Annotated in this window: 18 protein-coding genes; 13 read left to right on the top strand and 5 right to left on the bottom strand. The window is 70.7% G+C overall.

From position 1 onward, the window contains the following. Window positions 1-86 precede the first annotated feature (86 nt). The 3 genes from RM788_RS45885 to RM788_RS45895 all read left to right on the top strand — a co-directional run bounded on the left by RM788_RS45885 (window position 87) and on the right by RM788_RS45895 (window position 2,714). The gene (locus RM788_RS45885) at window positions 87-1,010 is read left to right on the top strand and encodes an ATP-binding cassette domain-containing protein (protein ID WP_315927102.1); all 924 of its coding nucleotides are present in this window, start codon (window positions 87-89) and stop codon (window positions 1,008-1,010) included. Then, window positions 1,010-1,837, top strand: a complete 828-nt coding sequence (locus RM788_RS45890; RefSeq protein WP_315927104.1) for an ABC transporter permease — start codon at window positions 1,010-1,012, stop codon at window positions 1,835-1,837. The genes RM788_RS45885 and RM788_RS45890 overlap by 1 nt, the downstream gene beginning before the upstream one ends. A 298-nt stretch (window positions 1,838-2,135) precedes the next feature. After that, window positions 2,136-2,714, top strand: coding sequence for a class I SAM-dependent methyltransferase (locus RM788_RS45895; protein WP_315927106.1), 579 nt, complete (start codon window positions 2,136-2,138; stop codon window positions 2,712-2,714). A gap of 64 nt (window positions 2,715-2,778) precedes the next feature. On the opposite strand, the gene RM788_RS45900 is transcribed toward RM788_RS45895, so the two are convergent. Continuing rightward, entirely contained in the window at window positions 2,779-3,519 is a 741-nt protein-coding gene (locus tag RM788_RS45900; RefSeq protein ID WP_315927108.1) for an AfsR/SARP family transcriptional regulator, read from the bottom strand. Window positions 3,520-3,837: 318 nt separating this feature from the next. Between RM788_RS45900 and RM788_RS45905 the strand changes: the two genes are divergently transcribed. Next, window positions 3,838-4,461, top strand: a complete 624-nt coding sequence (locus RM788_RS45905; RefSeq protein ID WP_399342154.1) for a ScbR family autoregulator-binding transcription factor — start codon at window positions 3,838-3,840, stop codon at window positions 4,459-4,461. Between the two features lie 36 nt (window positions 4,462-4,497). On the opposite strand, the gene RM788_RS45910 is transcribed toward RM788_RS45905, so the two are convergent. Continuing rightward, window positions 4,498-5,133, bottom strand: a complete 636-nt coding sequence (locus RM788_RS45910) for a ScbR family autoregulator-binding transcription factor (RefSeq protein WP_315927112.1) — start codon at window positions 5,131-5,133, stop codon at window positions 4,498-4,500. Between the two features lie 259 nt (window positions 5,134-5,392). Here RM788_RS45910 and RM788_RS45915 point away from each other — a divergent pair, with 259 nt between their 5' ends. Together RM788_RS45915 and RM788_RS45920 are read left to right on the top strand one after the other, a co-directional pair. Beyond that, window positions 5,393-6,301, top strand: a complete 909-nt coding sequence (locus tag RM788_RS45915; RefSeq protein ID WP_315927114.1) for a ScbA/BarX family gamma-butyrolactone biosynthesis protein — start codon at window positions 5,393-5,395, stop codon at window positions 6,299-6,301. Next, on the top strand, window positions 6,298-7,296 hold the full coding sequence (locus tag RM788_RS45920; RefSeq protein ID WP_315927116.1) for an NAD-dependent epimerase/dehydratase family protein: 999 nt from the start codon (window positions 6,298-6,300) through the stop codon (window positions 7,294-7,296). Before RM788_RS45915 ends, RM788_RS45920 begins: the two co-directional genes overlap by 4 nt. Before the next feature lie 106 nt (window positions 7,297-7,402). On the opposite strand, the gene RM788_RS45925 is transcribed toward RM788_RS45920, so the two are convergent. Beyond that, entirely contained in the window at window positions 7,403-7,588 is a 186-nt protein-coding gene (locus tag RM788_RS45925) for a hypothetical protein (protein WP_315927118.1), read from the bottom strand. A 118-nt stretch (window positions 7,589-7,706) separates the two neighbouring features. Here RM788_RS45925 and RM788_RS45930 point away from each other — a divergent pair, with 118 nt between their 5' ends. After that, the gene (locus tag RM788_RS45930) at window positions 7,707-7,886 is read left to right on the top strand and encodes a hypothetical protein (protein WP_315927120.1); all 180 of its coding nucleotides are present in this window, start codon (window positions 7,707-7,709) and stop codon (window positions 7,884-7,886) included. A 41-nt stretch (window positions 7,887-7,927) separates the two neighbouring features. Here the strand turns inward: RM788_RS45930 and RM788_RS45935 are convergent, their stop codons facing one another. Further along, complete coding sequence (locus tag RM788_RS45935; RefSeq protein WP_315927122.1) at window positions 7,928-8,242, bottom strand: hypothetical protein; 315 nt, start codon at window positions 8,240-8,242, stop codon at window positions 7,928-7,930. A 112-nt stretch (window positions 8,243-8,354) separates the two neighbouring features. Then, complete coding sequence (locus RM788_RS45940; RefSeq protein WP_315927124.1) at window positions 8,355-8,624, bottom strand: hypothetical protein; 270 nt, start codon at window positions 8,622-8,624, stop codon at window positions 8,355-8,357. 315 nt (window positions 8,625-8,939) lie between these two features. On the opposite strand from RM788_RS45940, the gene RM788_RS45945 reads away from it, so the two are divergent. From RM788_RS45945 to RM788_RS45970, 6 genes are all read left to right on the top strand, one after another. Next, a complete protein-coding gene (locus RM788_RS45945) occupies window positions 8,940-9,092 on the top strand; it encodes a hypothetical protein (protein ID WP_315927126.1) in 153 nt (50 codons plus the stop codon). Further along, window positions 9,089-9,262: a hypothetical protein gene (locus RM788_RS45950; RefSeq protein ID WP_315927128.1), complete on the top strand. Its 174-nt coding sequence runs from the start codon at window positions 9,089-9,091 to the stop codon at window positions 9,260-9,262. The genes RM788_RS45945 and RM788_RS45950 overlap by 4 nt, the downstream gene beginning before the upstream one ends. Window positions 9,263-9,818: 556 nt before the next feature. Beyond that, window positions 9,819-10,505 (top strand): helix-turn-helix domain-containing protein, encoded by a 687-nt coding sequence (locus tag RM788_RS45955; protein WP_315927130.1) that lies wholly within the window; start codon window positions 9,819-9,821, stop codon window positions 10,503-10,505. A 99-nt stretch (window positions 10,506-10,604) separates the two neighbouring features. Continuing rightward, window positions 10,605-17,642 carry a non-ribosomal peptide synthetase gene (locus RM788_RS45960; protein WP_315927133.1) on the top strand — a complete coding sequence of 2,346 codons (7,038 nt, stop codon included), beginning with the start codon at window positions 10,605-10,607 and terminating at the stop codon, window positions 17,640-17,642. Further along, window positions 17,639-18,799 (top strand): FAD-dependent monooxygenase, encoded by a 1,161-nt coding sequence (locus RM788_RS45965; protein ID WP_315927135.1) that lies wholly within the window; start codon window positions 17,639-17,641, stop codon window positions 18,797-18,799. The genes RM788_RS45960 and RM788_RS45965 overlap by 4 nt, the downstream gene beginning before the upstream one ends. Next, on the top strand, window positions 18,799-20,109 hold the full coding sequence (locus RM788_RS45970; protein WP_315927138.1) for a phthiocerol/phthiodiolone dimycocerosyl transferase family protein: 1,311 nt from the start codon (window positions 18,799-18,801) through the stop codon (window positions 20,107-20,109). Before RM788_RS45965 ends, RM788_RS45970 begins: the two co-directional genes overlap by 1 nt. The last annotated feature ends 2 nt before the right edge of the window (window positions 20,110-20,111 follow it).

Raw genomic sequence — 20,111 nt, forward strand, 5'->3', positions numbered from 1 at the left:
CCTTCCCCAACCGGCTTGTGAGGCACTGGTGCGGACAGTTTCCCGGCTTCACCAAAGAGCTTGACCCGAACGAGGAGAGGTAACCAATGGTCACCGGCTACGCAATCGAAGCACGGGGGCTGCGCAAGTCCTACGGGGACGTGGACGTCCTGGAGAGCGTCGACCTGAACGTGGCCCGCGGCACGATGTTCGCGCTGCTGGGCCCGAACGGCGCGGGGAAGACCACGACGGTGCGCATTCTCAGCACCCTGCTGGCCGCCGACGGCGGCACGGTGAAGATCAACGGTCACGACCTCGCCGGGCCCAAGCGGAAGGTGCGCGAGCAGATCGGCCTGACCGGACAGGACACCGCGGTCGACGACCTGCTCACCGGGCGCGAGAACCTGGAGATGATGGCCCGCCTGTTCCACCTGGCCACGGCCAAGGGGAAGACCCGCGCCACCGAGCTGCTGACGCAGTTCGACCTGACCGACGCCGCCGACCGCCAGGTCAAGACCTACTCCGGCGGCATGCGCCGCAGGCTCGACCTGGCGATCAGCCTGATCACCTCGCCGCCGGTGCTGTTCCTCGACGAGCCCACCACCGGTCTCGACCCGCGCAGCCGCTCGGCGATGTGGGACGCGATCCGCACGCTGCTCGACGGCGGCACCACGATCCTGCTCACCACGCAGTACCTGGAGGAGGCCGACCAGCTCGCCGACCGGATCGCGGTGATCGACAAGGGACGCGTGGTCGCCGAGGGCACGGCGGCCGAGCTGAAGCGCAAGGTCGGCAGCGAGCGGCTGAAGCTGGCCTTCGCCACCGCGGGCGACGCGGCGCGCGCGCACGAGGTGGTCGGCGGTGTGCTGATCGACGACACGGTCAGCGTCGCCATCGACCAGCCCGGCCAGGTCCGGCGGGTGCTCAACCAGGTCGCCGACGCGGGCCTCGAGACCACCGGGCTCGAACTGTCCGAGCCGACCCTCGACGACGTTTTCCACGCCCTTACCGGAACCGCGGGAGAGAAGTGATGACCCAGACCCTGTCCAGGGAGGTCGAGGGGACGCAGGTCCCCGAGACCCCGAGCCGTTCCTCGTTCGCGCTGGCGCTGTCCGACTGCCGGGTGCTGATCGGGCGCAACGTCAAGCACATCACCCGCAACCCGGAGATGCTGATCCAGGCGGTCTCGCTGCCGCTGGTGCTCCTGCTGCTGTTCCGCTTCATGTTCGGCGGCGCGATCAGCGTTCCCGACATGGCCTACATCGACTACCTGCTGCCCGGCCTGGTGGTCGTGAGCATCGGCTTCAACTCCACGACCACCGTGGTCGGGGTGGCCTCGGACCTCACCCAGGGTCTGGTGGAGCGGTTCCGCTCGATGCCCATGGTCGGCCCGGCCGTGCTCGTGGGCCACGTCGTGGCCGGGGTGCTGCGCAGCCTGATCTCGCTGGTGGTGATGGTCGCGGTCGGCCTGGCCATCGGGTTCCGCCCCTCGGGTGACGTGCTCGGCTGGCTCGGCGCGGTCGGTCTGCTGGCGCTGTTCGCGACCGGCGTGTTCTGGCTCGCCACGCTGCTGGGCTCGATCGCCAAGACCGTCGAGGGCGCGGGCGGCCTCGGCATGATCCTCGTCTTCATCCCCTACGCCAGCAGCGCGCTGGTGCCCACGGCGTCGATGCCCGCGGCGATGCGGGTGGTCGTGGACAACCAGCCGGTGACCGTCCTCATCGACGCCGTCCGCGGGTTGATGAACGGCACGGCGCTGGGCTCGACCGGCTGGCTCGCGCTGGCCTGGTGGGTCGGCATCACCGCGCTGGCCGCGTTCTTCGCGGTTCGGAAGTTCCACCAGCGCGCCGCAGGCTGAACCGGCACGGGCGGGGGCGTCGTCGGCGGGTTCGGCTGCGGCGTTCCCCGGCGGTCCGGTCGTGGTGTTCCCCATGGCACCACGGCCACCACCGGGGGCGGGTTCCTCGTCCTGGCTCGTCCGGGTTCCGGAAGATGCCTGGTCCACGTCCGATCGATCGACAACGGCGTCCTCGCCGACGGCGGTCCGCGGTCACCCGCGGGCCGCCTTCGTCGTGCCAGGGGCGCAAGGTCGACTTTAGGTCGGTCGGGCACTCTGCGTAGAGATGTCCGAGCAGTGAGTGAAGTGAGGTGGCCAGATGTCGACCCACATCGTCGAGAAGCCCGCCGGGTCCCTCGACGCCTGGTTCGCCTCGCCGGCAGGCGATCCGGCGGGTGCCGCGGCCTTCCTGGCCGAGATCGCCGAGCGGGTCGCGCGCCGTCCGCGCGTGCTCGTGCTGGGCGGCGGCCCGGTGGCGGACGCGCTCGAAGCGCACGGGTGCGCCGTCGCGGTGGCGGGTTTCGACAGCCTGCCCACCTCGCGCTTCGACGTCGTCCACGCGGGTTCCGACGCCCTTTCGCGGTTCCTCGTGCAGCGGGACCAGGTCCGCCTCGTCCGCAGGCTCGCGACGCTGCTGCGCCCTGGCGGCGCGCTGGTCGTCCAGGGCCACCACCCCGATCCGGTGGGGTGGGCGGCGCACCCGCTCGTGACCGGGCACGACTGCGCCCGCCAACTGCTGTTCCTGGCCGACGCCCGCGTGCCGCTGCGCTACGTGTGGCCCTCGGAACTGGACCTCATGGCCGAGTTGGCCGAACTGGCGCTCGACAGCCGCTGGGGCGGTTGGTACGGCGAGCCCGCGGAGTGCGGCGGACCGGTCGTGTCGCTCTACCGGAGCTGAACGAGAGGCGGCCCGGCCCCCGCTCGTGGCGGTGGACCGGGCCGCTGGGCCGGGTGGGGCTGGATCAAACCGCGTCCGACATCTCGTCGACCAGGATGCTGTGGTGCAGCTTCCGCAGTGAGCTGCCGGGCTCGATGCCCAACTGCTGGACCAGGTGGTGCCGAGCGGAGGCGAAGGTCTCCAGGGCCTCGGCCCTGCGGTTGGACCGCAGCAGGGCGGTCATCAGGTACTCGTAGAACGTCTCGCGCAGCGTGTGCTCCTTCGCCAGCGCGGAAAGCTGTCCGACGACCTCGCGGTGCCTGCCGATCAGCAGTTCGGTCTCCATCAGCAGTTCCAGGCACTCCAGCCTGCTCTCCTCCAGCAGGGTGGCGTAGGCCTGGACGTCGGGGGAGTTGGCGAAGCCGCCGAACGCCTCGCCGCGCCACAGGTTCGCGGCCGCGCGCAGGACGGTCGCGGCCTCCTTGTAGCTGCGGTCCCAGTACAGGGCCCGGCCCTGCTGGTAGAGGTGGGTGAAGCGGTCTGCGTCGAGCTCGTCGATGCCGACGTGCAGGGAGTAGCCGTGCGGGCTGGTCACGACGGGGCTGTCGTCCGCGTCGTCACCCGTGCCGCGCAGCAGCTTGCGCAGCTGCGAGACGTACACGTACAGAGCGGCGCTCGCACGTGCGGGCGGGTTCTCGCCCCAGAGCTCGTTGATCAGGTGCTCGGTGGTCGCCACCTGGTTGTGCCTGGCCAGCAGGACGGCGAGCAGCGTTTCGATCTTGCGCGCCCGAGGTGCGCTGACACCGGGCCGCCCCCCGATTCTCATCTGACCGAGTATCTCGTAGTTCATTCCTCTGCCCTCCGGAGTCCACGTCGATCGGGACTACCCGGCCCGGCGCCCCCAGAGTGTCCAGCGCCCATGTGCCCGGTCCCACGTGGGCAGTGTACTAAACCGACCGCCCGGTTTTCAAGATAAAACCGGGAGGTCGGTCTGTTTGGTTCGTTGCAAGTCGGCAACTGCCCTGTGGTTGAGCCAGAATCGGCCGTCTCCAACTTGTAAACCGGGCGGTTGGTATGTAATTATGGATGGGTACGATGAGGTGCGGGACTCCCTGTGCCAGCCGGCACGAGCAGATGGGGGCCGATGGTGACCAAGCAGGCACGCTCGGAAGAGACCCGGCGCCTGTTGCTGGAAGCCGCAGCCAGGCTGCTGCACCAGGACGGCTACGCGGCCACCAGCATGGTGGGCATCTCGCACGCGGCAGGTGTCACCAAGGGTGGCCTGTACTTCCACTTCTCGTCCAAGGACGAGATCTGCGACGAGGTGCAGGTCACCGCGGTGGCCGTGCTGCGCGAGCACGTGAACCGGCAGCTCGCGACGCGGTGGCCCGCCCTGCTGCGCCTCGCCGACCTCAGTCGCGCGCTCATGCGCTGGCTCGACACCGACCCGAAGGTCGGCGCGAGCTTCCGCCTGGCGCGCGAGATGGGATCCACGGACGAGCGGTTCGTGCTGTTCTCCCGAGCGTGGCTGGCTCAGGTGCGCCAGTACGTCGCCGAAGCGGTCGCCGGCGGCGAACTCGGCGCCGACGCGTCGACCGAGACCGTGGAACTGCTGGTGCTGGCCACCTGCGTCGGCCTCGAATCCGTGGTCTCCAGCCGGATCGTCGTGCTGGACACCGACCTCGCCGCGGCGCTGGCGAAGCTGTGGCGCCTCGTCGACCTGGACGAACGGTCGCCGCGGACGATGGCGGGCGGCGGGCAGGCATGAGAAGGGCGGCCGGTGGCCGCCCGTTCCCCGCGTTCCTCAGACCGAGGCGGACTCCATGGCCGTGGACCCGCTCGTCGAGGTGAACCTGTGCAGCCGACGGGGCGGTACCACGGAACCCAGGATCGTGTTCCACATGAACGTGACGCGCTCCTTCAGGTCCGCCCGCCCGGTCAACACCTGCGAACTCAGCTGGATCCCGGTGAACGAGGCCACCACGAACTGCGCGAGGTCGTGCGTGTTGATCTCCTTGCGCAGGTCGCCCGCGGCCTTCGCGGCGAGCAGGCAGCCGTGGATCGTGTCGATCCACCGCTTGTAGGCGTTGTCGGCGGGCGTGACGAACGAGCCCTGCTCGATGACGAGCCGGATGCTGGCCCGCACCCGGACGTCGGACTGGAGGCCGGCCGCCATCTCGTAGGTGAGGTCGATGACGGTCTGCAGTCCCGGATCCTCGATCGCCGACAGGGGCTCGGAGACCGCGAACTGCTCGTCGACGAGCGCGTCGGCCAAGTCTTCCTTGGACTTGAAGTGGAAGTACAGCGCGCCCTTCGTGACACCCGCCTCGGTCAGGATGTCCGACAGGCTCGCGCCGAGAAAGCCGACCGCGTCGAACCGGGAGGCGGCTGCCTCCAGGATCGCTTTCCGTGTCTGCTCTGCACGCTCTTGGCGAGCCACGCCCAGTTCCTCTCGTCGGTCGTCGAGTGATCCACAGTGGACCCCCGGCGGTGTCGGCGGATGCGTCAATTGTCCAGTGTACGTCGGGAGGTTGAGGAAATCCAGCAAAAAAAACCGCTCGGTCGGTATGGTTTTACCTGCTCATTTCCGCTAAGAATGTGGCGGGGAGTACTGGGGTAGAACTTCTGGGAGGACCGCCATGTTCGGCACCATGATTCAGGAGACCGCGCGCAAAATACCCGAAATCAAGATCAATGAAATGCCGGTGACAAGATCCGTCGACTTCCAGCAGACGATCCCGCGGAGCCTCGTGCACCGCGCGGCCGTCTCGGAGGTCTTCGTCACCGACCTGAACGTACTCGGCGAGGGAAGGTTCGAAGTCGGTGCGCAGTGGCCGCGCCGGCACAGCTTCTTCGGCCCGCGAACACGGGCCTTCCACGACCCGATGCTGTACGCGGAGACGGTGCGCCAGGCGGGACTGCTCATCGCGCACCGGGCGTACGGCGTGCCGCTCAGCCACGGCTTCCTCTCGGACCACAAGGTGTATTCGGTCAGCGAGGCGGGAGTGGCCACCGAGGGCCGCCCGATCGACGTGGTGCTGGAGGTCAGCGCGCACGAGGTGGAGCACCGGGGCAAGAACGTCGGCGGCATGCGGTTGGACTACGAGTGCTTCCGCGACGGCCAACGGATCGGCACGGCGTCGGACCGCTGGCGCTGCGTGTCCCCGGCGGTCTACCGCCGGGTGCGGGGCGACCACTTCGCGGCGACGCCGTTCCAGGCGGCGCTCCTGCCCGCGGTCGCCCCGGCGCTGGTCGGTCGGGACCGAGCGGAGGACGTGCTGGTGGCGGAGGCGCCGGCGGACGGCACGTGGTCGTTGCGGTTCGACCCGGACCACTCGGTGCTCTTCGACCACGCGGTCGACCACGTGCCGGGCATGGTGCTCATCGAAGGCGCGCGGCAAGCGGCCCTGCTGGCGATCGGCGACCCGTACGCCCTTCCCCTGAGCGTCGAGTTCGAGTTCGGCAGTTACGTGGAGTTCGACTCCGACTGCCAGCTGGTGGTCGAAGCGGACGACACCGGATCGGACCGCACCCGGACCGTGCGGGTCGAGGTGCGGCAGAACGGCGCCACGGCCGCGCACGGCACGCTGGGCATGCGCTTGTCATGAGCGCTCGGGGGTCGACGGCGGACCGGCCGGACATCGTGGTGACCGGCGCGACCGGTTTCGTGGGCAGCGCGGTGCTGCGTGAGCTGGTCGCGCTGGGCATGGGCGCGCGGGTCCGCGTCCTTACCCGGCGTCCGGTGCCGATGTGGATGGTGGAAGCGGGAGTGACGACGTGGTTCGGTGACCTCACCGACGCCGCGAGCCTGGCCGGGCTGTGCGCCGGGAGCACCACCCTGGTGCACCTCGCGTCGCAGGTGGGCGGTGGTCCCGCGCTCTGCACGGCCGTCAACGAGGACGGCACGGCGAACGTCCTCGCGGAGGCGCGCGACTCGGGCACCGCGCACGTGCTGCACCTCAGCACGTGCGCGGTCTACCGCGACGGCGTCCACGGGGGTGTCGCGGAACCGGGCTGGGGGCGCAGGCTGATGACGGATCCGGTGTCGCCGACCAGCCGGACCAGGTTGGCGGCCGAGCGCATGGTGCTGGCCGCGGGTGGCACGGTGCTGCGGCCGCACCTGATCCACGGCGCGGGCGACCGGCACGTGGTGCCGACACTGGTCCGCTGGATCCAGGCGGTCCCGGCGTGGGCGGCGGGCGGCTCGGCCTTCGCGTCGCTCGTGGCGGTGGCCGACCTGGCCGCGGCGATCGCGGTGCTGGCGCTCAACCCCCGTGCGAGCCGCCGAGGTGGGGAGGTCTTCCACGTGGCCGACCCGCGCCCGGTCCAGGTGCGCCAACTGGTCACCGCGATGTGCGAGCTGTTCGACCTGCCGCTGCCCGTCGTCGACCTGCCGCTCGACAAGCACCGCGTCCGCACGCGCGCGGAGCTGCCTTGGTTGACCGACCACCAGTACTCCCTGCTCACGAGGGATCACTGGTACGAGAGCAGTCGCATCTGGAAGCTCACCGGCGTTTCCCCCGGTCCGGGCTTCCGCCCGCGGCTGGCGGAAGCGGCGGACTGGTACCGCGAGTCGCTGCGCATCAGGGAACCGGTCGGCTGAACCGGATTCGGGGAGGCGGCCGTCCAGGTGGCGGCCGTCACCGCGAGTCGCGCCGAACCCGCAGTTTTCACAATGACTCCGGTGTCGTCGAGGGTGACGACGTAAATCACGGGAACGCGGTAAAAGCGGCGGCTGGTTGGGAATTACCCAGCAGGATCCCGAGGTGGTTGCCGCTGCACGTGAAACGGTCGACGACTTTATCGCCTTCGATGATGAGTCGACGATCTTCATGTGCAGCGGCGGGCACTCGATCCAATGCGCACATCCCCTGGGTGCCGACGCCGACTGCCATCGTCTTCGCGTGAAGCAGTGATCACCCGGAAGCCGATCATCTGGGTGAAGGCGGGCTGCACCGGCTGTCCGCCCCGAAGGGAGCACGATCTTGGTCACTCCGCCCCCGAGGTCCAGGCGTGGGTTTCGGGTCCAGCAGCGTCTCGGCCGCGACCGCTGCGATGTCGGCCGCGTCGACGAAGGCTTCCCCACCGCCGGCGCTCGGGGCCGTGATCACCCCGTCGATGACCGGGAGGTGGTCGTCGGCGAAGTTCTGCATCACCCACGACGTGCGCAGAACCGACTGCGTGATGCCGTGACGGGAAGCGAGATCGGCTTCGACGGCTGCGATGGTGATCTCCTACGGTGACTGGTCGGCGTCCTTCGCCGGGTCGATCGGGGCCGGTCGAGCGCGCCACGCGGCATGGTCGTCGACCGATCCGGGTACCACTCGCGGAGATCCCGTTCCCGGCACCTGGCGATCGTGTGGCCACTTCTCGGTGGTCCGGCCGAGTTCGCGGTCGCGCAGTACCCGGCCGAGTGCCGACCTGCTCCAGTTCTTGAGGTCTTCCAGGCAGAGCACGGTGCCGACCGAGCCCGACAGCCCCTGCCAGAAGACCGCGTCGGTGGTGCCGTAAGCGTCGCAGGTGCTGCTCGTGGCCCGGAGTTCTTCCACGCCTTGGCTTTTGCCGACGATCCTGTAGCGGCTTCGGGTCCGCACGTCACCGGTCCGACTTGCGCACACCCGAGCGGCCACCACCGTCACGTTCGCGCTTTCGTTCCACGCATTACTGGCTTTGCAGCAGGTAGAAGTTGTTGTAGTGGTGGTTGGTGTACCAGGCCACGCGGGTGTGGTGGTTGACGATGGTGCGGTGCGCGTCCCGGTGTCCGCCGCTCGGACGCGGGTAGACGTCGAGCCCGCGGCAGACATGGGCGTCGCCGCACGCGGCCATCGCGCAGTGGTCGAAGACCTCAGCTGACGCCGGAACGCCGAGCACGCCGGCAACCAGGCCGAGCACCAGCGCCACGACAGCGGGAACGCGTTTGAGCCAGGACATCACGACCTCCGGGCAGGGAGGGGAACTCGCCCCATGTTCGGCTCACCGGCTGTGCGGCGCCTTGCAGGGGAAAGGATTCACCCTTGACGGTCGGCAGTGGTCCCGTTGGGGTGTATGGCCGCACCGCCCCGTAGCCCGCAGCGACTCAAGGTGGGAGCGGGACGGAAGTCGTTCGGGGACGGTGCTGAACGCCGACCTGTGGAAGTCCAACCGAACCAACGGTACTGCTCACATCCACCCACCGCTTCACCAGGCCGACCGGCGCGGACGCCGATGAGTTCCAGTTCAAGACGATCAAAGGTGTCATCGACGCACATGTTCACCCGAACCGCTTTCGGGGTACCGGAAGTCGTGGACAACAGCAGAAGTTCCAGCTCCACCCGCGACACCGAGGACTTCCTGGTCGGCCTGCCGTTCCTCCCGTCCGTGGGCGGCTTCGCAGCAGGCGCGGCATCGGGCTTCCGGTGAGTCGGGCCGTCCGGATCGCGATCGTCGCGGGACCTGTCGCCGCGCTTGTACTGGGAATCCTGGTCCCCAGCGTCCTGGAGGGCGGGTTCTCCGTGAACACCACGGCGATGACCGTGGTCGTGGTGGGAACAGTGCTGGCTGCCGGCCTGTTCGGCGATTCGAAGACGTAGATCGCTGATCGGCGCCCCGGCAACCCGGTGGTCGTGATGTTCTTGTGCAGAGCCATTTCCGGACCGCCATCCCACGTCGACGGCCGCTTGGGCGTCGTCGGAGGGGATCGCGGCCGGTCAGTGCGGTGATTTCCTTGTGCTCCAACGACTTGGCGGGCCCATGGACGATCTGCTCCCGGTCGACCAGCGTCAACATCCTGCGCACGAGGGGGAACGGATACCAAGGTCACTCGCTGTGACCGCCTGAGTCTGCCGTCGCCAGTGGTGCGCGTTCCCCATTGGTCCATCTGGACGGGTGCGCACCCATGTGGCGGTGGTTGACTGGGAGTCGAGTACCAAGTTCGTCAGCGATCACGACGAGCTGCGCACCGCAGCACAACCCTGGGGGATGTGTTCGTTCATGGCATCACAACGAGAGTCGCCTTGCCCTGCCCCGCTCATCCCGACCCAGCCTGACCACCGCGCGCTCGCGCGTCCCGAAGGGGACACGTCGGCCCGGTGCCTACACCAGCACGAGCCCGATGAGCCCGATGAGGTCGACGGAGACTGCTCGGAGTTGGCGGGGGCGACCCACCTGGTGGCCGTCACGGTCGACTTCACGACCTGCGTCGACCGACGCCGTCAGGTCTGCGCCGAGGTGCTGGACCACTGCGCGGGGCACCTGATCACGCCGGGGTGCGTCACCGCGCTCCTCGTCGGCGCCTCGACCAGGGCCGTTCGCGCCGAACAGGAACGGTTCGTGCGCCGGCTGGAGAAGCTGTTCGCGAACCTGCCGATCGGCGTCTCCCGAGTCGGCCGCGGCGCCGATCGCGTCGAGTTGGTGGCGGAGGCCCGTCGCGCCGCGATGTACGCCAGCCTCGCCCTGGCCGCCAGTCCGACGGGTGTGGACGCGCACCCACTGGAGGAGGCCATGCTCGCCAGCGACGTGCTGTCCTCCACCATGACGGCCCTGCTGGACCCCTTGGCGGACCACCAGGAGTTCATCCACACGCTTTACCTCTACCTGGCGTTCGACCGGGACCGGCAGCGGGTGGCCCGGCACCTGGCCGTGCACGCGCGCACGGTGGACTACCGGCTGCGCCGCATCGCCGCGCTGACCGGTCTGCACCCGCAGACGGTCTCCGGGGCCGGGAAGCTGCTCGCCGCGCTCATCAGCCGGACGCACCGCCGCCTCGTCGCGGAGCCGGGCGGACAGCGGTCGAACCGACCGGTGTTTGTCCCGGATGACAATTGTGCCAAGTGATAAACGCCTTACCTGGAATAACGTGAACGGCCTTGATACGGTTGCCCCGCCAGTCGGCGCGAATGATGGATCTCGTCGGTGCAGCACACTGGGGGCTCGGTGGGTAGTACTGCTCGTATTCAATTGTCGCCTTACCAACGAGACATTTGGGTGGCCGGAGCTCAATTTCCGGAGTTGGACCAGTACACCGTCTTCATTTATGACCGCTACCGCGGCGACGTGGACGAGGACCGGCTGGTCCAGGCCATGGTCGACGCGGCCCGGCGAACAGATGCCTTTCGACTTCGCTTTTCCGAAGTCGACGGGGCACCGTACCAGAGGCTCGTCGACGACGCTGAATTCACCGTACGGCGATTGCGGTTGAATCGGGAATCCGAAGTCAGGCAGTGGCTACTCGATGAATTCGCAACAACTTACGACCTGACCGGGGATCGATTGGTCGATCTCGTCCTGCTGAACGCGGGCGAGAGCTTGTACGCGTATGTTCGGACGCACCACGTCATCTGCGACGCGTGGGGTCTGCAACTGTTCTTGGCCAGGGTGCGCACGCAGTACCTGAGCGGCGGCGAGGACGTGCCCGCGCCGTCGTTCACCGAGCTGATCGGCGCGGACGCCTACGAGGGATCCGCTCGGCACGTGGAGGACCGCGAGTTCTTCGAGCGGGCACTGGCGGGCGTCGAACCGGCGCTGTTCGCCCGTCGCAGCCCGCGTGGTCGACGCCGCACCGCGCGGTACTCGTTCCCGCTGGAGCGGTCGCTCGTCGACGCCATCCGGGAGCGCGGCGAGTCGCCGTTCGTGGTTTTCTCCGCGGCCGTCGCGCTGTACCTGGCGAAGGTGCACCAGGTGGACGAGGTGGTGCTCGGCGTACCCGTGCTCAACCGCTCGGGCGGCCAGGCCAAGCAGACCGTCGGCCAGTTCGCCAACACGCTGCCGATGCGCGTGGACACCCGCGCCGGGCTGACCGTGGACGAGGTGCTGTCCAGCGTGCGCCAGGACACCAGGGCGCTGCTGAAGCACCAACGGCTGCCGTTGGGCGACCTGGCGCGCGGCGGGCCGCTGTTCGACACCACGGTGGCCTACCTCGGCAAGCCCGCGGCGACACCGATTCCGGGCGTGACCTACGAGACGGTGGCGCAGACGCACGCCCACGACCAGGACGTCCTGGCGATCTGGGTGTCGGAGTTCGACCGCGCCGAGGACCCGCGGGTCGACCTGGAGTGCGCGACGGACGTGTTCGACGCGGACTTCCCCGTCGAGGCCGCGGCACGGCACATCCGGTCCTACTTCCGGGCGCTGGCCACCTCTCGTGAGCGGCAGGTCGGCGAGCTGGACCCGTTGTCGGAGCAGGAGTGGCACGACCTCGTCCACACCCGCAACGCCACCGACGCGCCGTTCCCCGACGACGTGACCCTGCCCGAGCTGTTCGCCCGCCAGGTCGAGCGGACGCCGGAGCGCGTCGCGCTGGTCGAGCCGGACGGCACCGCGGTCACCTACGCCGAACTGGCCGCGCGGGTGGACGCGGTCGCCGCGGCGTTGCGCGCCCTCGGCGTGGCGCGCGACGACCGGGTGGCCGTGCTGGTCGAGCGCGGCCCGCACCTGCTGCCGGCCGTGCTGGGCGCGCAGCTCGCAGGCGGCGCGTACGTGCCGGTCGACCCGACCTACCCGCGTGAACGCGTGCGGCTGCTGCTGGAGGACAGCGGCGCGAAGGTCGCCCTCGTCGGCGACGTCGAGGTGGACCCGTCCGTGCTGGGCTCGATCGGCACGACCCTGCGGGTGGCCGACCTGCCGTCCGCCGGGCCGGTCGCGCCGCTCGCCGCGCCGGGGGACCTGGCCTACGTCATCTACACGTCCGGTTCCACCGGCCGCCCCAAGGGCGTGATGGTCGAGCACCGGTCCGTGGTGAACCGGCTGTGGTGGATGCAGCGCCGGTACCCGATCGGCGAGCACGACGTGCTGCTGCAGAAGACCCCGACGTCGTTCGACGTGTCCGTGTGGGAACTGTTCTGGTGGGGCTTCACGGGCGCCCGCCTGTCGCTGCTGCCGCCCGGCGCCGAGAAGGATCCGGGGGAAGTGCTCCGCGCGGTCGAACGCGACGGCGTCACGGTCGTCCACTTCGTGCCGTCGATGTTCGCCCCGCTGCTGGACCTGCTGGAGGACGACCCGCGCGCCCGGCGCGCCGCGTCGACGCTGCGGCTGGTGTTCTGCAGCGGCGAGGCGCTGCCCCCGGCGCAGGTCGCGCGGTTCAACCGGGTGTTCGGCGACCGGGCGCGGCTGGTCAACCTCTACGGCCCCACCGAGGCCGCGGTCGACGTCTCGGCGTACGACTGCCCTCCCGGCACGCCCTCCCGCGTCCCGATCGGCTCGCCCATCGACAACATCCGGTTGCACGTGCTGGACCGCACGGGCAGGCCGCAGCCCGCGGGCGCGCCCGGCGAACTCCACATCGGCGGCGTCGGCGTGGCGCGCGGCTACCTGAACCGGCCCGAGCTCACCGCCGAGCGGTTCGTCCCGGACCACCTCACCGGCGAGGGCGCGCTCTACCGCACCGGCGACCGGGCCCGCTGGTTGGCCGACGGCACGATCGAGTACCTGGGCCGGATGGACGACCAGGTGAAGATCCGCGGCAACCGGGTCGAGCCGGGCGAGGTCCGCGACCACGTGACCGCTCTGCCCGGCGTGCGCGAAGCGGTGGTCGTCGATCGGCACTCCGACGCGCTCGGCACGCACCTGGTCGCCTACCTCGTGGCCGACGACGACCTGGACCCGGTCGACCTGCGGGCGCGCATGGCGCAGGTGGTGCCCGAGCACCTGATCCCGGCGTTCTTCGTACGCATCGGCCACATCCCCTTGTCCCCCAACGGGAAGTTGGACCGCGGGCAACTGCCGGAGGTCGTCGGCACGCCGCGCGACGGCAGGCCGCGCACCGCCGTCGAGGCGGAACTGGCCGCGGTGTGGGCCGAGGTGCTCGGCGTGCCGGAGGTCGGCGTCCACGACAACTACTTCGCGCTGGGCGGCGACTCGATCGTCATGCTGCGGCTGCGCGCCCGCGCCGAACGCCGGGGCATGCGGTTCGAGCCCGCCGATCTCATGCGCCACCCCACCGTCGCCGAACTGGCGGGCAGGCTCTCGGCCGCGGTCGCGGTGGAGTCGCGGCTCGCGCCGTTCGAACTGGTGTCCGAAGTGGACCGTCCGAGGGTGGAGGGCCTCGCGGACGCGTTCCCGGTCAACCGGCTCAGCCTCGGGCTGCTGTTCCACTCCAGCAGGCACCCGGACTCCTCGGTCTACCACGACGTGTTCCGCTACCGGTTCACCGCGGAGTGGGACGAGCGGGCCATGCGCCGGGCGTTCGCCGCCGTGGTCGGCAGGCACCCCGCGCTGCGGTCGTCGTTCGATCTGGCGGGCTTCTCCGAGCCGCTGCAACTGGTGCACGAGCACGTGACCGGCGGCTTGGAGGTCGTGGACCTGCGCGGGCGCACCGACGCGGAGGACGTGATCGGGCGGCACGTCGAGCAGCGCCGGTTCCACCGCTACGAACTCGACCGGGCGCCGCTGCACCTGTTCGCCTGGTTCGTCCGGGAAGACGCGCTGGACCTCGTGCTCAGCTTCCACCACGCGATCCTCGACGGCTGGAGCGTGGCCAACGTCATCGTCGAGCTGATGACGCTCTACCGCGGCGAGCCCTCGCCGCCCGCCGCGCCGTCGCCCGCCTGGCAGGTGCTCGAGGAGCGCCGCGCGCTGATCTCGCCCGAGACCGCGCGCTACTGGGCCGACCTGCTCGACGGAGCGGCGATGACCGCGCTGGACGGGTTCCGCGCGCACGAGCCCGTCGAGGAGCCGCGGTTCGCGTCCCACCGCGTCGACCTGCCCGCGGACCTGCTGGACCGGGTCCGGGCCACCGCGGCCGAGCACTCGCTGCCGGTCAAGTCGCTGGTCCTCGCCGCGCACTGCCTCACCCTGCACCTGTTCTCCGGCAACGACACCGTGGTCACCGGCGCCGTCGCGCACGGCAGGCCCGACCTGCCGGAGGCCGACCGGATGGTGGGCCTGTTCCTCAACACCGTCCCGGTCCGCACGGACCTCGACGGCCGCACCCGGCTGGACGTCGCCCGCGACCTGTTCCGGCAGGAACTGGACGGCCACGAGCACCGGCGCTACCCGCTCAGCGCGATCCAGCAGGCGCACGGCGGGGTGCTCCTGACCGCGTTCAACTACGTGGACCTGCACGTGCTGGAGGCGCTGCGGGAGCTGACCGACCTGCGGGTGTGGGAGGAGACCAACTTCGCGCTGTTCGTCAACGTGATCGCCGACCCGGTTGGCGACGGCACGTTCCTGCGGGTCGACACCGACGGCCGCACGATCACCCGCGACCAGGCGGCGCTGATCGCCGACACCTACGTCGGCGTGCTGCGCGAACTCGTGGCCGACCCGCACGGCGCGGTCGACTTCGCGTTCCTCGCCGCGCGCAAGGACGTCGTGCCGCACCCCGAGTCGCTGGTCGACGTGGTGACCCGGTTCGTCCGGCAGGCCGAGGCCACGCCGGACGCCTCCGCGGTCGCGCTCGGCGACGAGCGGCCGTGGACCTACCGGGACCTGGAACGGGTGTCCAGGTCGGTGGCCACCAGGTTGATCGGCGACGGCGCGGAACCCGGCGCGATCATCGGCGTGGCGCTCAACCGGTCGCCGGAGATGATCGCGGTGATCTGGGGTGTGCTGCGGGCCGGGCTGGTCTGCGCGCCGCTGGACGTGAGCTACCCCGCGCACCGGCTCGCGCTGATCCTGGACACGGCCCGGCCGCACCGGGTGATCGCGCACCCCGAGCACGCGCACGTGGCGCAGGACGACGGGACCGTCATCCCGGTCGCCGACATCACCGCCGACACCGCGAACCACGTCGGGCTGCCGACACCGGACCTCGACGACCTGGCGCTGCTGCTGTTCACCTCCGGCTCGACCGGCAGGCCCAAGGGCGTCGAGCTGACGCACCGGATGTGGGCGGGGTACACCCAGTGGCAGCTGCGGGTGCCCAGCGGCGAACCGGGCCTGCGCACGCTCCAGTTCGCGCCGCTGAGCTTCGACATGTCGTTCCAGGAGATCTTCTCGACCCTGTGCGGCGGCGGCGAGCTGCGGCTGGTGACCGACGGGACCAGGCTCGACCCGTTCGCCCTGCTGCGGTTGCTGGACCGGTACCGGGTGCAGCGGGTGCTGCTGCCCGCGGTCGCGTTCCAGCGGCTCGCCGAGGCGTCCAACGCGGTGGGCCTGCGGCCGGGCGCGTTGCGCGTGGTCGTGTCGTCCGGCGAGCAGATGCGGATCACCGAGGAGGTGCGCGCGTTCGCCGCGGCCGTGCCCGGCCTGGTGCTGGAGAACCAGTACGGGCCGACCGAGACCCACCAGGTCACCTACCACACGCTCACCGGCGACCCGGCGGGCTTCCCCGACCTGCCGCCGATCGGCAGGCCGCTGGACGGCGTCGAGGTGCAGGTGCTCGACCCGGACCTGGAGCCGGTCCCGGTCGGCGTGACCGGCGAGATCTTCCTCGGCGGCGACTGCCTGGCCCGCGGGTACCACCGCGCGCCCGACCTGACCAGGGAGCGGTTCCTGCCGCACCCGTGGCGCGAGGGCGCCCGGCTCTACCGCACCGGTGACCTCGGTCGGCTGCTGCCCGACGGCGGCGTGGTCTGGCTCGGCAGGGCGGACACCCAGGTGAAGGTCCGCGGGTTCCGCATCGAGCCCGCCGAGGTGGAACTGGTGATCATGCGCCGAGCGGAGCGGCACCCCGGCCTGCACGGCGCGGCGGTGGTCGCCCGCACCCGGCCCGACGGCGACGCGTTCCTGGCCGCGTTCCTCACCGGTGAGGCCGACGGCGTCGACGTGGCCGACCTGGCCGGGTCGTTGCGCGCGGAACTGCCGGAGTACATGGTGCCGTCGCACTTCGGGTGGCTGGACGCCTTCCCGTTGACGCCCAGCGGCAAGCGCGACGACGCCGCGTTGCGCCTGATCCCGTTGGCGCGGCCCGATTCCGCGGACCGGGTGCTGCCGCGCGACGAGTACGAGCGCAACCTCGCCGAGGTCTTCACCGAACTGCTCGACGTGTCGGAGATCGGTGTGGACGACGACTTCTTCACCCACGGCGGCACGTCGTTGACCGCCATGAGGCTCGTCGTCACGATCGAGAAGCGCTACGGCGTCGGCGTTCCGCTGGCCGCGCTGATCGAGACGCCGACCGTGGCGGGGCTGGCCGAACGGCTGCGGGTGAAGTCGGCGGTGGCGGAGTTCGACCCGCTGGTGCCGATCCGCCGCGACGGCGACCGGCCGCCGCTGTTCCTCGTGCACCCGCTGGGCGGGCACGTGCTGTGCTACCTGCCCATCGCCCGCCACCTGCGGCCCGACCAGCCGGTCTACGCGTTGCAGGCCGCGGGCAGCGACCAGGGCAGCACGCCCACCCGGTCCATCGAGGAGATGGCCGCCGCCTACCTCGCCGCGATCCGGCGCGTGCGGCCGGAAGGACCGTACGTGCTCGGCGGGTGGTCGTTCGGCGGGTTCGTCGCCTACGAGATGGCCCGCGTGCTGCGGGCCGAGGACCCCGACGCGGTGTCGGAACTGGTGCTGCTCGACTCGATCACCATGCGCCGCGACCACGACGTGGAGGTCACCGACGACACGCTGATGGAGTTCTTCTACTGGGAACTGGTGTGGTTCGAGCGCAGTCTGGACGCGGTCGAACCGCTGCCCGCGGAGTTCTCCGAGGAGGAGAAGCTGGACCGGGTCCTCGACCGCGCGATGAGCGCGGGCGTGCTGCCCTGGGACACCTCGCGCGCGACCGTGCGGCGGTTGTACGAGTTGTTCCGGGCCAACTGGCGGGCGTTGATCGACTACCGGCCACCGGTGACCGACCTCGACGTGACGCTGCTGCGCGCGGACGGGCCGCTGCCGGACTCGCTCAAACCGATGCACCTGGCCGCGGGCACCCTCCACGACGACCCGACCAACGGTTGGCAGCACTGGACCACCGGACGGCTCGACGTCGTCGACGTGTCCGGCGACCACCTGGTGCTGATGGAGGAACCGCACGTCGCGGGCGTCGCCGACGCCATCACCGCGCTGCTGAGCCCGAACCGGGCCGAGGGGACCGCACCGTGAGCAACCGCAAGAAGATCGTCATCGTCGGCGCGGGCATGGGTGGTCTCACGGCCGCCGCGGCGCTGGGCAGGGCCGGGTTCGAGGTCGAGGTGTACGAGCGGGCGGGGGAACTGCGCCCGGTCGGCTCGGCGCTGTCGCTGATGAGCAACGCCCTCTCCGCGCTGGCCGCGGTCGGCGTCACGCCCGAGTTCGACGGCCGGTCGCTGGTGTTCGAGTCGTTGAGCTTCCTGACCAAGCGCGGCAGGCCGATCAGGACGATCCACTTCGGCGACCTCGCCCGCCGGACCGGGCAGCCGAACCTGGCCATCCACCGGGCGAGCCTCCAGCAGGCCCTGCTGGAGCAGGCGGCGGACGCCAAGATCGAGCTCGGCGCGGCCGCCACCGGCCACACCCGCGACGGCGACGGCGTGGTGGTGTCCTTCGAGGACGGCCGCGAGGTCCGCGCCGACGTGCTGATCGGCGCGGACGGCTTCAACTCGGTGATCCGCCGCGGGCTCACCGGCCCGGAGCGCCCGCTGGACTACAACTACGTGGTGTGGCGTGCGACGCCCGCGTTCCGCCACCCCAAGGTCACGCACGCCTACGCCGCGCACTACTGGGGCAGGGGCCAGCGGTTCGGCCTGGTCGACATCGGTGGTGGCGACGTCTACTGGTGGGGCACCAGGAACATGCCCGCCGAGCGGGCGGCGGACTGGCGGGGCGGCAAGGCGGCCGTGCAGAGCCTCTACTCCGGCTGGGCCGACGAGGTGCAGCAGGTCATCGCCGCCACCCCGGAGGAGGGCATCACCAGCCTGCCCGCCCAGGACCGGCCGTTCCTCGAGCGGTGGGGCGACGGGCCGGTGACCCTGCTCGGCGACGCGGCCCACCCGATGCTGACCAGCCTCGGCCAGGGCGCCGCCATCGCCATCGAGGACGGCGCGGTGCTCGCGCACTGCCTCAAGACCATCGACGACCCGCAGACCGCGTTGCGCGCCTACGAGGACCGGCGGCGCGAGCGCGCGCGGGGCATGGTCCTGGCGTCGCGCGGCCTGAGCCGCACCGAGCAGCTGCAGAACCCGTTCCAGACCCTCACCCGCGGCCTGTACTTCCGGTTCGTCCCCGAGCGGACGCTCGACCGGCAGAACGAGCAGGCCCTGATCTTCCCCGGAGTCGAGTGATGGCCACGCCGATCCGCCCGCTGTCCCCGGTGGAGCGCTGGTACTGGCTGTGCGACCAGCTCTCCACGCTCAACGTCGTCTCCCGCACCAGGGTGCGCGGCGAGCTGTCGGCCGAAGCGCTGCGCCGCGGGCTGGACGCGTTGCAGGCCAGGCACCCGCTGCTGCGGCTCGCGATCGAGGACGACGACGGGCTCGACCCGCGGTGGGTCCCCACCGACCGCCCGATCCCGCTGCGGCACGTCCGGCGCGAGCACGACGACCAGTGGATCCGCGAGGTCGACGAGCGCGAGCTGCTCGACCGCGTCGACCCGGCCGTCGGTCCGCTCGCCCGCGCCGTGGTGATCGGCGACGGCGACGTGCACGACCTGCTGGTCGTCGTGCCGCACATCATCGCCGACGGCACGACGGTGCTCGCGTTGGCGCGGCAGTGGTTGGAACTGGCCGCGGGCGACGAGCCGGTGGAGTCGTCGCGCGAACTGCCGCCGCCCGACGCGCTGCGACCCGCCCGGCACACCGGCGAGGAGGGGGCGGCACGGCTGGCCGAGCAGACCGCCCGTGACGAGGAGCTGATGGCGCGCACGCGGCCGGGCCGGGTCGAGCCGACCACCCGCGTCCCGTTGGGGGAACGCCGATCCCGCCTGCTGCACCGCGAGCTGACCGGGGAGCAACTGGACGCCCTGGCCCGCGCGGCACGCGAGCACGGCACCACCGTGCACGGCGCGATCACCGCCGCGCTGGTCCGGGCCGCGGCCGCGGACGCGGGCGGCGAGCACGACCACTTCGCGGTCGGTTCCCCCATCGACTTCCGGGGCGAGCTGGAACCACCCGTGCGCCCCGACGAGGTCGGCACCTACGTGGCCACCGTGCCGTCCGTGGTCGATCCGGAGCTGCCGTTCTGGGACCTCGCCCGCGCGATCACCGACGACCTCGTCGAGCGCAAGCTCAAGGGCGACCACTTCAACCTCGTCACGATGGTGGTCGGGGCGTGCCCGCCTTCGGTGGAGCAGGCGCGGCCGTTCATGGAGTTCATGGAGGCCGAGGGCCCGATCAACCTGTGCTCGTCCAACATCGGCCGGTACGCCTTCCCCGACCGGATCGGGCCCTGGCTGGTGTCCGACGCCCAGTTCCTCACCGGCATCTCGGTCAACGGCTACTTCGTGGCCACCGTCAACTCCAGCCACGGCAAGCTGTTCTGGAACTTCACCTACATCGCCGACGCGGTGCCGGACGACCGCGCGAGGCGCATGGCGGACGACTCGCTGGACACCTTGCTGTCGGAGATCACCCAGAGTTCGCCCGCGGGCGCGTGAGG

It is taken from the genome of Umezawaea sp. Da 62-37, assembly GCF_032460545.1.
Taxonomy (GTDB): Bacteria; Actinomycetota; Actinomycetes; order Mycobacteriales; family Pseudonocardiaceae; genus Umezawaea.

Bases quoted from the DNA above. Each gene is read 5' to 3' on its own strand.
- RM788_RS45895 (WP_315927106.1), top strand. From the start codon at position 2,136: ATGTCGACCCACATCGTCGAGAAGCCCGCCGGGTCCCTCGACGCCTGG.
- RM788_RS45940 (WP_315927124.1), bottom strand. From the start codon at position 8,624: ATGTCCTGGCTCAAACGCGTTCCCGCTGTCGTGGCGCTGGTGCTCGGC.
- RM788_RS45900 (WP_315927108.1), bottom strand. From the start codon at position 3,519: ATGAGAATCGGGGGGCGGCCCGGTGTCAGCGCACCTCGGGCGCGCAAG.
- RM788_RS45890 (WP_315927104.1), top strand. From the start codon at position 1,010: ATGACCCAGACCCTGTCCAGGGAGGTCGAGGGGACGCAGGTCCCCGAG.
- RM788_RS45970 (WP_315927138.1), top strand. From the start codon at position 18,799: ATGGCCACGCCGATCCGCCCGCTGTCCCCGGTGGAGCGCTGGTACTGG.
- RM788_RS45920 (WP_315927116.1), top strand. From the start codon at position 6,298: ATGAGCGCTCGGGGGTCGACGGCGGACCGGCCGGACATCGTGGTGACC.
- RM788_RS45915 (WP_315927114.1), top strand. From the start codon at position 5,393: ATGCCGGTGACAAGATCCGTCGACTTCCAGCAGACGATCCCGCGGAGC.
- RM788_RS45925 (WP_315927118.1), bottom strand. From the start codon at position 7,588: ATGGCAGTCGGCGTCGGCACCCAGGGGATGTGCGCATTGGATCGAGTG.
- RM788_RS45885 (WP_315927102.1), top strand. From the start codon at position 87: ATGGTCACCGGCTACGCAATCGAAGCACGGGGGCTGCGCAAGTCCTAC.
- RM788_RS45945 (WP_315927126.1), top strand. From the start codon at position 8,940: ATGTTCACCCGAACCGCTTTCGGGGTACCGGAAGTCGTGGACAACAGC.
- RM788_RS45905 (WP_399342154.1), top strand. From the start codon at position 3,838: ATGGTGACCAAGCAGGCACGCTCGGAAGAGACCCGGCGCCTGTTGCTG.